Here is an 11557-nt window from a genome sequence, read left to right as displayed (position 1 = left end):
GTGGCTCCTTAAGTCGTAGGTTTAGTTACCAAATAAAGGTATATGTTATTGGTTATTCCAGAATTATTTTTACCGTCGCTCGTTTTTCTTTCGTTTGTACTGGAGTTTCTGCGGGCCTAGGAATCTTTTGCCGCCCTTTAGAACGACGGGTCGGTTCGCGATTCAGCGCTTCAACAAATACATCCCAGTCTTTCATGGCGTAGTATCTCATCTTTCGCAGCATGCTCCACACACTTAGGGTAGGCTGTACTTCTAAATGGATGAGCTGACATAGCAACGCCGTAATGATTCCAATATAACATTGGACCCACACTGCATGCGGGTGGTGATTGTGGAAAGTTACGGTGGCCAGATGCTGCTTAATCCATTTAAAAAACAGCTCAATTTGCCAGCGGCAGCGATAAATTTCACTAATGTCTTTGGCTGAAAGATCCTGGCGATTGGTGATGACCTCGTAGATTTTTCCATGCTTATCTTGGAATTGTACAAGGCGGACACAAAACGTTTGGCCCGAATTTTTATCCAAAATCTCAACGTCAGCGTCCCGAGTCATATGGCTGCTACCCGAAACGGGATGTTCGGTCAGCACGGTGTACTTTGTTTTTGCACGGATCCGGGCAACAAACAGCACCGTTCCTTCCGACCATTCTCTGAAGTTTCCGTAATGCACGTAGCCACGGTCGAAAATGTAGGTGATTTCTCCGGGGACAACGAGATATTTGACCGCTTGTTGATCCGACACACCGATGGTGGAAAGGACAATCTCATCCGGAAAATGGCACCCGGCTTCCAGCGAAAGCAGCCGTGTATGGATTTTGACACCCTTGGTCTTGTTTTGATAAAACGCCCAGTCGCCGAGTATTTTGGGTAGCGAAAGGCTGGTTGAATCGACAGGTGCCAACGTTCCAAAGTGCTTGATGCCCTTAGCTTTCGCTTTTCGCATTTTTAACTCCTGAACGAGTTCGGCAAACAACCACTCGAGATAAGCGAGAGGGATGGTGTCAAGCTTACGGTTCATGGTCGATTCGTGAATGGTCGTGAGTCCGGTAATGTCCTGAAGCTCCGCATTCGTTTCCAAATTGAGCACAATGTCGGAGAGAGTACGCCTTTGCTGCAACTGAGCTTCTACAAAAAGTGTAATCGCGGCTCCGACGGTAAGTTTTTTAGCATAATGATCTGCGAACGGACAACGAAAAGAATTTAACATTAAATGCTGTAAGTACTTGCGTAAAACTGAATTTTGCGATATGTTACCCATGGTTGAGCTCCTTTTGTGGAGAGATGTGGGTAACCTGCCTACTCTCTCTACATTAGGGCTTTTTTTCTTTTTTCACCAGAGTAAACTCATCTTTTTTATCCATAATTAGCTAACTATTTCAAATAAATTTTCATGTTAGCTTTGCCGCATGTCTAGTGGAGAAAATCCACCTGGTGATTGGAACAGCACCTACACTTCCAAACTTAGCTGAGGATGAGGATGGGATCATTAACCGGCTTTTGAGCAGATGCAGATTACTCAACAGCCAGCTCCGAACGGTTGTCTCCGTAATGCTCCTGCACCCACTCGGTGAACATGGCATAATCGCGCTCCACCTGGGTGGCATAACCGTAGGCCCAATGCGCGATATAACGGGCAAAAGCTTCAGCATCCGGCCCCATCGCTTTGGCAATTTCTTTTTCGCTGTGGTAGGGGAGAATTCCCTTGTTCACGTCAGCGTCGGCCCGGGCATGCATTTTGGCGGTCAGACTGCCCATCACTTCGAGCACCCGGATCATATCCTCCGCACAGGTGATGTCCAGGGGCTTCAGTCTTTTTTTGTAAGGTGAACGCTCTCTGACATAAAAATCCCTGCCGTCCATCGTCATATATCCAAGGTAAGGGTCAGCCTTATGGTGCATCGCCTGCTGGGTCACCGTTACACGTTTGCCCTGATGCCCGAAGGACTGCCAGAACGACTCCGAATAAGGCATGAAATAGGCCGGGACGGGAACGCGTACCTCTTTGACCTCCAGCACCGTGTCATCTGCACCTTCCTGCTCCATTCCGCCTTCAATCAGAATATAATAACGGTCGAGACCGATGGAGGCAGTCCCTGAGCCGTGTTTGACGGCAATGTCTTTAATGCGGTAATGCTCCTCGTTCAGCTTCCGGACAACCACTGTTTCTGTGTAAAAGCTCCACGCTTTCTCTAACTGCTCCTGCTCGGCAGCACCCGGTATCGCCAGCTCGGTCGTTTCCAGGAATACTCTGCCCGGCTGCATCTGCGCGGTAACCTTTTCGAGAAAATGTCCTTGTCTGCGTTTCTCAAGCTTGCGGAGCAGCTTTTTGACCGGACCTTTGGCGGCCTTCTCATCAATCAGGAAATTGCCCGGATTATCCTTGCCTGAGCAGAAACGGCGGATCTGTCTGGCATATGCCTGCGCATACCGCTCAATAAACTCCAGCTGCTCCTGTTCGCCGTAACCCTGCTGCCTGCCGACAAGTGCAATACTGGCTGCCATCCGCAGCAGGTCATACAGGTAAGAACCGACATAGCCCTCGTCAAAATCATTGACATCGTATACAATCTCGCCCGATTCACTGCGGAACGCGCCAAAATTCTCAAAATGCAGATCCCCCTGAATCCAGGTAGGGCGGTCCGGAGCGCTGTGATAGGGAAAGTACTGCCTCGTCGCATCAAAATAGAACAGATAAGAGCTGCCCCGGTAGAAGGAAAAGGCGCTTTGCGACATTTTGCGGTATTTCTCCGCACGTTTGGCAGGGCTTAGCCCCATAATACCGCCGTCAAATTCATCAAAAATGGAGATCAGCAGATCTCTGCGCAGCTTGGTGCGTGTACGGATAACGCCTTCGGTGATGGATGGATTAATCATGAGATACTCCTTTCGATTACAGCCTGGTACAGTTGATTATATCTAATATTTCCATAGACTTCTATTTCAGCAGGCATGATATACTGGGAGAGTTCCGGCAGGAGTCGCTACGGCTGATTGCAAAAAATATTGAGAAATTTGCGTGACAGGGATAACGGGGAATATGCCGGATTTTTACGCTGCGGAAGGTTTCCTTTTGCGGGGAAGTATGGTAGAACAGTAGTAGAAGTATACGCCGCAGCGGCACAGAAAGGGATGCTTGATTGAATGTATGTAGTATGTAAGGAACACGTTGAGCTGGCCATCGACAAATTTGTGGACGAGTACGAGGATGCACCTGATGTTGTGGACTTGAAGGAGACAGAATTCTCGGACTGGGACCCGCCGGCGAAATGTGCGGAATGTGAGAAGAATGCGGAGTTTTTGGTGGTCTGAGAGACTGCTGTAACTTTTGTTAAAAAACACCCTGCAGCCGTAAATACGGACTGCAGGGTGTTTTGGCGTGCGCGGGGGTTGGCAGCGGATTGAGGCACGCTGCGGTACGGAGGATGGCAGCAGAGGGATCAGAAATGCTGCCGGTGGAGACTGCAGCAGAAGGATTAGAAGGGCTGCCGATGGAGACTGGCAGCAGATCATAAACGTTGCGGGTGGGGACTGGCAGTGAAGGGATCAGAAGCGTTGCCGGACTCAGGCGTCTGCTGCATCCGCCATCTCGGCAAGCGGGCCGTTCCGGCTGCTCCGGCGGTAAGCCACTGCCGAGGCAATGGCGATTAGAGCGGCAATCGAGAGACCCCAATAAATATTGGAGTAGGCCGCAGATAACGGCAATGCCTGCTGCCACTCCAGAGCACTCGCAGCCATAGCCACGCTGAAGGCTCCGCTGAAGAATTGCAGCAGCTGGTACAGCCCCATTCCGGAGCCGATCTGTGACGAAGGCAGAATCCGCGAGATTTCATTGGACACGCTGCTGGACAATGCGGTAAAGGCCAAGCTCATGATCATGTAGACGAGCATGACTGCAATCCAGGACTGGCCGGCGAGCAGTGCGAACAGCACGGTTGCAGTCAGCACCAGCAGCGGTGCGAACCGCAGAATACCGGCATTGCCGTAGCGGTCGATGATCCGCCCCACGGAGCGGGAGACGAAGATCGCCAGCAGTGAGCCGGGGAAAATGACCAGCCCGGCATGGCTTGCACTGAAGCCGAAGCGGTGGGTCAGAATCTGCGGCAGCAGGAACAGTGTCGCGAAGCTGCACAGGTAGGAAGCGATGCCGACCAGCGCGAGCACGAGATAGGAACGGTTGCGGAATAGCGCCGGCAGCACGAACGGATCTGGTGTGCTGCGGATCCGGCCGACGAACAGGGCAAGCGCAGCAATTCCGGCGATCAGGGCGACCCACATGCCGCTGGTCAGGAAGAGCAGCAGGCCGGTGGTGCCGACGCCGAGGAACAGCCCGCCCAGCACATCGAACGAGCCGCGGGCGGGGACTTCCTTAGGCAGCAGGATCATGAACAGCGGGACCAGCAGCAGAATGGCCGCGGTGACGGCGAACAGCCAGGTCCAGCCGAGATACTCTACGATGGCGCCACCGGCTACAGGTCCGAGGCCTAGCCCCAGCGATACGGCCGACATAATGGTCGCCATCGCCTTGCCGCGGCGGGCCTGCGGAACATAGCGGGTGAACAGGACCAGTGACAAGGACATGACTGCACCCGCTCCGGATGCCTGCAGAATCCGCACGATCAGCAGGAAAATAAAGTTGCTGCTGAAGAAACCAACCACAGCCGCAAGACCCAGCGTCAGCAGGCCGATAATCAGCAGCCGGCGGATCGGCAGGAAGTCAGACAGCCGGCTGTACGTTATTGAAGCAATGGAGAACATGATGGAGTATCCGGTAACAATCCAGGATGCGGATGCGGCCGTAATGCCAAAGGCTTCAGTCACATCCGGCAGGGCCAGGTTGAACATGGCCGTATTCATAATGACAAGTACAACAGCAACGCTGAAGAGGAGAGTCAGCAGCCCTTCCCTGGGAAGAGAGGGCTCTGTGTCAGTGGCGGCATGGCTACTGTCAGAGCCGCTATGTGCGTGGCTATTAGATGTATGTAAACTGCCGTTTGCGCTGCCCTCTGCTGCAAGTGAATAGCTGTCAGAGCCGACCTCTGATTTATGTGAATTGTTGTCTGCGCTATCCTCTGCTGTATGTGACGAGTTCATGGGTTGCCACTCCTTTAGGCTATATGTTAGATAGTTCGATTACATACGAACAATTGAAATATAGCATGGGCTGATGTAAAATGCAATTAGGAGATTGAGTATTGTATTTAAAGTAACCAACCTCATGCAACTCAGCACTAGCAGCCTATTCGGCGAATGAACTAGTGTGATGTGCTTTGTGTTTAGTTGTATTTACTACAGTTATAAGACGGTGAAAAGCCAGATTTGGGAGTTTAGCTGTATTCTGTACATCTAAAATTGGCGGAAAGCCTTTTATTACGGAGTATGGTGATTTTTAACTGCAAAAACTGCAGTTAAAACTCTTCAGGCATAAAAATAGTTGTTTTTAGTTGCACGAAATACAGTTAAAGCTTAGCCAAGGGATTTATCCCAGATAACCGGCAGTTCATAGTGGGGTAATCTGATTGTTTACCAGTCTAAGCTGCTATATAGGAGATTTAATTCAGCACCCATCTATATCTCAAAGGAGTCTTACTTATGAAGCTGCTCCATCATCCGGACCGCAAAGACATCCAGCTGTCTTCTGTGCTCTACGCACTTAGCGATCCGATTCGTCTGTATGTAGTGTCGGAAATACGCAAGCATGGCGAGCAGGCCTGCAATAGCTTCAATGTACCGATAGCCAAATCTACCATGTCCCACCATGCCCGGACGCTGCGCGAAGCGGGTGTTGTCTATACACGTGCGCAGGGGACACAACGCATTCTGTCACTGCGCACGGATGATCTCAATGAGCGTTTTCCCGGAGTGCTTGATTCCATATTAGAGGCATATGAGTCTGCCGGCGGGGCGGATGCGCTTGTAGAGAAGCCGGAGGAGCAAGCTTAGAGTTGTGCTCTTGAGCCTTGGAGTGTGAGGAAGACCCTGTAATGAGCAGGGTCTTTTTGTGTGTGGGAGCGGAATTCTGAGCAGCAGACCAGTCAGCACCATCGTGGAAGTTATGGTAAACTATGGGCATAAAGGAGATGGTGTGCTATGTTCATGAAACCTAACAACCTGAATGGTCCTGAGGAAGAAGCAGCCAAGCGCCGAGCAGAAGAACAGTACAGAGAAGCTTCAGGAAAGTCTTTTAAAAACGGAATTATAACTTTTATCATTCTGGCTGTGGTTGTGGTGGCTGTGTTTTACGGGTTTGCTTATTTTAGAACGAATTAGTACGGGACAATGAAGCTGGTCTGAATAAGTGTTATTTGATGAGGTAGGTGTGCGGATTAAGCTAAGGGGAATTTCTCCATTTAATTTTTCAATAATCAGCGGAGAAATGGTTTTAATGGGATAAACTCCATCTAATTTCGCCTAACGTGCCGATAAAGGGATAAATGCTGCTGAATAGCTGGAGGAATTCCAACTAATCATCGTAAACGGTGAGAACCGGAAGAATTAAGTGGAGGAAATCCAGCTAAGGACGGATGAACCCTCATGAAGCAGGTTCTGCTATGAGGTCTTTGGCTCTGAGGATGCTCAAGTTATAATAACACCATACAAACGGGCATGTCTGACAACAGACGGATGCTTTTTAACATACATTAACAATTACAGCAGCTGGCTCCCGGCCGGCATACGGAGGATAACATGCTCATTCAGATCATCGGCGTAGGCAAATTGAAGGAAAAATATTTGGTAAGCGGCATCGCGGAATATGCCAAACGGCTGACGCCTTACCTTAAGTTCCAGGTTATAGAGGTGGCGGATGAGAAGGCGCCTGACAACCTCAGCGATGCTGAGGTTGTTCAGGTGAAGGGGCGCGAGGGGGAACGGATCCTCGCGCACATCAAGAGCGAGGCGCATGTCATTGCGCTCGCGATCGACGGCAAGCTCTGGAGCTCCGAGGAGCTTGCCGCGGAAATCGACCGGCTCGGCACCTACGGGACGAGCCATGTCGTCTTCGTCATCGGAGGGAGCCACGGGCTCTCCGATGAGGTTATGCGCCGCGCGCAGCAGCGCATGAGCTTCGGCCGAATGACGCTGCCCCATCAGCTCATGCGGCTGGTGCTGGTGGAGCAGATTTACCGCGCGGTGAAGATCAATCGGGGGGAACCGTACCACAAATAGGGCGAACAATTTTGCTGCAATTAGGGTGAGAAGTCAAAGGATCAGACCTTCGGCAATTTTTATGACTTGGTTGGAGGGAATGGCTAAAGCAATGGAACTCATTTTCCATTGCTTTTATTATTAGATTTACTATTTTTGTTCGAAATACAGTTAACTCATCAATATGTTGATTGTCAAAGTCTCAGGTAAATGAGGCTACCACAAAAATTAGACTAATCCATACACAAAGAGGTGAATAGAAGGCGGTATCTAGTTTTGCAAATTTAGTATGTTTGATGTTTTTAAAAAATCCCACATATCTTCCTTCGCCAATAGCACGTAAAAAGAAAACAACTCCTCCAGCTATACAAAGCCATTCTGTTAGAAGGGAGGATTTGATGGCTGTGAACACTTCAGTCTGAACTAACAGCAGTACAGATGCAAAGAAGCAAAGTAATCCGACAAAAAGTGTACCTAATACTCCTGGTCGCAAAACTGGTGATATACTGTCATCTTTAGTTGGAAGAGCCGCATTTATTCCACAACTCCCACCAAATCCCCAATAGACGTGTAATATACCAATGAATATAAATAGACAAGACGTTATTACTATTAAAATATCTATCAATCTACCACCTCTTCTTTATGTTGGCTTTACAAACGGTGTGAAGGCTTAATTCCTAGAGCTGAAATTGGTACAAGCGCTTTGCCTGGTTTCGATAGATCCATTTAGGGGCATGCTTCATTAGTTGGTTTCGGACACTGGTGAACAGGAAACTTTCCGATTGTGCCATTTTCCCGATCTTCCATGATTGATCTGATATTTGTTTGATTCTCTTTCTGCGTCTGTTCTCATAATCTGCAAATGCTCTCTGATAATTGCTTTGTACACTAAGGCATTCGGCCAAAGTACGTGCATCCTCAATCGCCTGGCAGGCTCCCTGTCCCATATTAGGAGTAATCGCATGAGCAGCATCGCCGATAAAAACAACTCGATCTGAGCAGAAGCGTTCCATAGGTGCTATATCTACGATATCGCGATGGATCATGTCATGAGGTGTCGTTTTCAACAATAGACTGGGTATGGGATCATGATAGTTTTTGAAAAGGTGATGCAAGTCCTTAGTAGTATAATTTGCAATGCGGGGGTCACCCTGGCGGGCGTTGATGAGCGCGTACCAATACACTTTATTATTTGGCAGCGGGACGATGCCGAAACGACCTTTCGTTCCCCATGTCTCGATAAAATGATGAGATGAACCAGGAAGAGCTTCACCAGAAACAACACCGCGCCAGCAGGTATAGCCGGCATAGCGATATGTATCTTTGTGAAAAATCTGTTTGCGAACGTTGGAGTGAATGCCATCGGCAGCGACGACCAAGTCGCCCATCGCTTCACTGCCGTCACTAAAGGCAACCCGCACCTGGTGATCCTTTTGCTCAAGTTGCAAAAATGGTTTTCCCCATTCTACAGTGCCGGGAGGGAGTGCAGATAAAAGAATTTGATGGAGGTCCTTGCGATGAATGGAGTACAAGCTGCCATAGCCGGAGGGTATTGTAAGTTGAGTGATAGGCCGACCTCGATCCGATAATATATAGAAGCCTTGGCCTGGATTACCTTGGCGGATGATTTCGTCCGATATACGGTATGGACCGAGCGCCTGCAGAGCATTCGGAGCGATAATGATACCTGCCCCAGCAACAGATGGATGTGTATTTTTTTCGTATACTTTTACCTTCATCCCTATTTGCTGCAAGGTGATCGCGGTACATAAACCTGCAATTCCGCCACCTATAATTAGGATTGCCTTTGACATCACCTATCTCCACCTCCTAGTTACGATCAATACCTTCCCATACAACATCAAATTGTTTTCTAAATGATTCGCTTATGGTTGTATATTGGACTTCCATCAGGGTCCATGACAGGATCGTGTGGAAATAGACACCGACAATCGTTGTGGCAATGACCTCCGTTTCCCAACGGCTATGCAGTTTATTGTTTTGTTTGGCACGGTCGATCATGGATGCCAGCTGAATATGTAACTTTTGAACGCTTTTTGATTCTTTTCCGGCAAGTGAAGCTGATTTAATGATCTCCAGGGTAGCCAGTTTCATGAGTTCGCTATGTGCTGAAAAATGAAGAAGTAGATCATCCATCACGCGTCTAATTTGTTCTTTGGGAGGGTCGATATTCTGATGCTTCTCTATGCTGTGTTGCAACAAATCGATCTGGGATTCTCCAAGATAAAGCAAGATGTCTTCCTTCTTAGCGAAATAATTAAAAAAGGTTCCCTTTCCAATGCCGCATTTGGTTGTAATCTCCTGAACAGTAACCTGCTCAAACCCTTTTTCATGAAAAAGCTGGAGAGCTTGTAGAAATATTTGCTTTTTTAATTCCTTTTTTCGCGATTCCCTAAGCATGATTTTACCTTCTCTCTTGTTATGACCGCGTTCACTTTATGACTACAGTCATAATAATGCCGTTTTTTCACTTTGTCAAATGGGCTCGGTGACTTTAAACAATTAACAAGTACAAAATTTACGCTTCCGAATCCATGGGACAGATGAATTCCCGGATCGGCTGTCGTCTATACAAACAAAGGTATAAATGAAAGAATGAGAATTCGGTAGCCATCGTAATCGGCGGCAACCTGCAGGTTATGCTGATCAATCAAGCATTCTTTAATACGTTCACGGAGAAGGAATCCGTCGATACGAGCAAGTATGCCAGATGGCGATTGCATTGGTTTTCGAGAGCCGAGAAAAGGTCGATGAAATCGCCGCTGAACTTGGATACCATGGGTCTATGTATCCATGGGGCTTCGTCGACTTGGTTGTGGGCATCCTATTGGCATATGGGACAGCAGCAATCATGCCCAAAGGAATGCGGTTCCTGCTGGAAACGAAGCTGGTGTTCATCTATTCCCTTATTTTGTTGGTGATCTCATTACTTAGTTCGTTGGTATCCGTTCGTACGATTTCGAAAACTGATCCGCTTAAGGCGCTTGGGAGGGTAGAGTAATGACTGAAGGCTTGCAAATAACAGCAGCATCCAAATATTACAACGAAGGATTAGATCGTATTGCGGCATTAGACCAAGTGTCCATAAAAGTGGAGCCAGGAGAGTTCGTTGCAGTGGTGGGACCGTCAGATTCAGGCAAAAGCACCTTTTCATCTATTGCAGGTGCATTGCTTAAAGTCACTACGGGAGAAGTTCTTTTAAACGGGAAGGACATATCGAAGCTCTCAGACAAACAATTATCCGATATCCGCTTGCATGAGATTGGCTTCATCATGCAGGCCTCGAATTTAGTTCCATACCTGAACGTTCTTGATCAGTTGCTTGTGGTGAAACGGATGTCGGGAAAAGTTCATGCAGAAGATAAGGAAATGGCCATAAAGTTGCTTGAAGGGCCCATGAAGTTGTCTCCTTGATTGCCCATGAGGTGAGAACACGCCGCAAAGCTGCGATTTTGGTCACACACGATGAGCGGCTGCTCACCTACTGCGACAAGATATACCGAATGGAAGATGGGAAGTTATCTCTGTCAGAGCTGGAACCTGTTCATTAAGTTGTATGCTAAGCACTTACTGCCTTCTTCATAGACATATGTGTATAGCACCGCTATAATAAGGATATGAACACATATGACAAAATACTGGAAGCTGCTCTTAAGGTTCTCGAAGAGGACGGTGGGGCCCAATTCTCCACACGGGCCGTAACTGCGATCGCGCAGGTATCGGCTCCTACGCTCTATCACCATTTCGGAAATGCCGATGGACTCTTGAGTGCAGCCGTAGTGAAAGCGTTCAAACAGTTATTCGAAAGCAAGATGGCTGCTGTAGAATCCACCATTCCAGAGACGGCTCTTCGGCAAGGATGGGATCACTATGTCCGGTTCGCGGCAGCCCGTCCTCGGATTTATGCGGCGATGATGGGGCGGTTGCTGGAGGGCGCCCATATCGAGGCGGCAGATCATTCGTACCAAGCATTAGTGCAAAATATTCAGAGAGTCGCCGTTGAAGGCAAACTGGCTGTGTCAGCCCAGACTGCGACAGATCTGGTCTGGGCTTCCGCCAATACGGCCTCATGGCTGTATGTGACGGCCCAGATTCGTAAAGCACCCCCACCCCAACCCGACGTCGTTGATCTCATTCGGGAAAGCGTAATGCAGATCATTTTGCTCCAAAGGCCAGACGCCGATTCAAAATGAGGATTCGATGACAGAGCCTGGAGACTTCAGGCAAAGCCCTGATTTAGAAGACGTAAAAGAAAGATCGCCTATCCAACCTGGACCTCCAGGAGGATGGCGATCTTTCTTTTATATTTGGAGGATGCGAGCATTAGTTCTCTTGGATTTGTGCTAACTCATCCCCTCCGGTCTTGATACTTCGTGAGTGCCGGGTGGTC

The 11557-nt window shown here is 48.6% G+C and carries 12 protein-coding genes and 1 pseudogene; 7 read left to right on the top strand and 6 right to left on the bottom strand.

What is annotated here, in order from left to right:
• Nucleotides 1-52: 52 nt before the first annotated feature.
• Together C2I18_RS11825 and C2I18_RS11820 are read right to left on the bottom strand one after the other, a co-directional pair.
• Entirely contained in the window at nt 53-1258 is a 1206-nt protein-coding gene (locus tag C2I18_RS11825) for an IS4 family transposase (RefSeq protein WP_249901372.1), read from the bottom strand.
• Between the two features lie 254 nt (nt 1259-1512).
• Nucleotides 1513-2874, bottom strand: coding sequence for a DUF2252 domain-containing protein (locus C2I18_RS11820; RefSeq protein ID WP_249901371.1), 1362 nt, complete (start codon nt 2872-2874; stop codon nt 1513-1515).
• Between the two features lie 267 nt (nt 2875-3141).
• On the opposite strand from C2I18_RS11820, the gene C2I18_RS11815 reads away from it, so the two are divergent.
• Nucleotides 3142-3309: a CxxH/CxxC protein gene (locus C2I18_RS11815; RefSeq protein ID WP_249901370.1), complete on the top strand. Its 168-nt coding sequence runs from the start codon at nt 3142-3144 to the stop codon at nt 3307-3309.
• A gap of 252 nt (nt 3310-3561) precedes the next feature.
• On the opposite strand, the gene C2I18_RS11810 is transcribed toward C2I18_RS11815, so the two are convergent.
• Complete coding sequence (locus tag C2I18_RS11810; protein ID WP_249901369.1) at nt 3562-5091, bottom strand: MFS transporter; 1530 nt, start codon at nt 5089-5091, stop codon at nt 3562-3564.
• Nucleotides 5092-5589: 498 nt separating this feature from the next.
• Between C2I18_RS11810 and C2I18_RS11805 the strand changes: the two genes are divergently transcribed.
• The 3 genes from C2I18_RS11805 (at nt 5590) to rlmH (ending at nt 7164) form a co-directional block, all read left to right on the top strand.
• Nucleotides 5590-5940, top strand: a complete 351-nt coding sequence (locus tag C2I18_RS11805) for an ArsR/SmtB family transcription factor (protein ID WP_249901368.1) — start codon at nt 5590-5592, stop codon at nt 5938-5940.
• Nucleotides 5941-6093: 153 nt separating this feature from the next.
• Nucleotides 6094-6267 carry a hypothetical protein gene (locus C2I18_RS11800; protein WP_249901367.1) on the top strand — a complete coding sequence of 58 codons (174 nt, stop codon included), beginning with the start codon at nt 6094-6096 and terminating at the stop codon, nt 6265-6267.
• A gap of 417 nt (nt 6268-6684) precedes the next feature.
• Nucleotides 6685-7164, top strand: a complete 480-nt coding sequence (gene rlmH / locus C2I18_RS11795) for a 23S rRNA (pseudouridine(1915)-N(3))-methyltransferase RlmH (protein ID WP_249901366.1) — start codon at nt 6685-6687, stop codon at nt 7162-7164.
• Nucleotides 7165-7345: 181 nt separating this feature from the next.
• On the opposite strand, the gene C2I18_RS11790 is transcribed toward rlmH, so the two are convergent.
• Genes C2I18_RS11790 through C2I18_RS11780 form a run of 3 tightly spaced genes read right to left on the bottom strand, consistent with a single transcriptional unit; the run spans nt 7346 to nt 9567 of the window.
• Nucleotides 7346-7771, bottom strand: a complete 426-nt coding sequence (locus tag C2I18_RS11790; protein WP_249901365.1) for a DUF3995 domain-containing protein — start codon at nt 7769-7771, stop codon at nt 7346-7348.
• A gap of 52 nt (nt 7772-7823) precedes the next feature.
• On the bottom strand, nt 7824-8960 hold the full coding sequence (locus C2I18_RS11785; protein ID WP_249901364.1) for an FAD-dependent monooxygenase: 1137 nt from the start codon (nt 8958-8960) through the stop codon (nt 7824-7826).
• 16 nt (nt 8961-8976) lie between these two features.
• Nucleotides 8977-9567 (bottom strand): TetR/AcrR family transcriptional regulator, encoded by a 591-nt coding sequence (locus C2I18_RS11780; RefSeq protein WP_249901363.1) that lies wholly within the window; start codon nt 9565-9567, stop codon nt 8977-8979.
• 310 nt (nt 9568-9877) lie between these two features.
• Here C2I18_RS11780 and C2I18_RS11775 point away from each other — a divergent pair, with 310 nt between their 5' ends.
• The 3 genes and pseudogenes from C2I18_RS11775 (at nt 9878) to C2I18_RS11765 (ending at nt 11360) form a co-directional block, all read left to right on the top strand.
• Entirely contained in the window at nt 9878-10168 is a 291-nt protein-coding gene (locus tag C2I18_RS11775; protein ID WP_249901362.1) for a hypothetical protein, read from the top strand.
• Nucleotides 10168-10718: pseudogene (locus tag C2I18_RS11770) on the top strand (ABC transporter ATP-binding protein). Before C2I18_RS11775 ends, C2I18_RS11770 begins: the two are co-directional and overlap by 1 nt.
• A 66-nt stretch (nt 10719-10784) precedes the next feature.
• Nucleotides 10785-11360 (top strand): TetR/AcrR family transcriptional regulator, encoded by a 576-nt coding sequence (locus C2I18_RS11765; RefSeq protein WP_249901361.1) that lies wholly within the window; start codon nt 10785-10787, stop codon nt 11358-11360.
• The last annotated feature ends 197 nt before the right edge of the window (nt 11361-11557 follow it).

The sequence above is a fragment of the Paenibacillus sp. PK3_47 genome (genome assembly GCF_023520895.1).
GTDB lineage: Bacteria > Bacillota > Bacilli > Paenibacillales > Paenibacillaceae > Paenibacillus_AQ.
This window is presented reverse-complemented; position numbering and strand designations above follow the sequence as displayed.

Bases quoted from the DNA above. Each gene is read 5' to 3' on its own strand.
- C2I18_RS11825 (WP_249901372.1), bottom strand. From the start codon at position 1,258: ATGGGTAACATATCGCAAAATTCAGTTTTACGCAAGTACTTACAGCAT.
- C2I18_RS11820 (WP_249901371.1), bottom strand. From the start codon at position 2,874: ATGATTAATCCATCCATCACCGAAGGCGTTATCCGTACACGCACCAAG.
- C2I18_RS11815 (WP_249901370.1), top strand. From the start codon at position 3,142: ATGTATGTAGTATGTAAGGAACACGTTGAGCTGGCCATCGACAAATTT.
- C2I18_RS11810 (WP_249901369.1), bottom strand. From the start codon at position 5,091: ATGAACTCGTCACATACAGCAGAGGATAGCGCAGACAACAATTCACAT.
- C2I18_RS11805 (WP_249901368.1), top strand. From the start codon at position 5,590: ATGAAGCTGCTCCATCATCCGGACCGCAAAGACATCCAGCTGTCTTCT.
- C2I18_RS11800 (WP_249901367.1), top strand. From the start codon at position 6,094: ATGAAACCTAACAACCTGAATGGTCCTGAGGAAGAAGCAGCCAAGCGC.
- rlmH (WP_249901366.1), top strand. From the start codon at position 6,685: ATGCTCATTCAGATCATCGGCGTAGGCAAATTGAAGGAAAAATATTTG.
- C2I18_RS11785 (WP_249901364.1), bottom strand. From the start codon at position 8,960: ATGTCAAAGGCAATCCTAATTATAGGTGGCGGAATTGCAGGTTTATGT.
- C2I18_RS11780 (WP_249901363.1), bottom strand. From the start codon at position 9,567: ATGCTTAGGGAATCGCGAAAAAAGGAATTAAAAAAGCAAATATTTCTA.
- C2I18_RS11775 (WP_249901362.1), top strand. From the start codon at position 9,878: ATGGCGATTGCATTGGTTTTCGAGAGCCGAGAAAAGGTCGATGAAATC.
- C2I18_RS11765 (WP_249901361.1), top strand. From the start codon at position 10,785: ATGAACACATATGACAAAATACTGGAAGCTGCTCTTAAGGTTCTCGAA.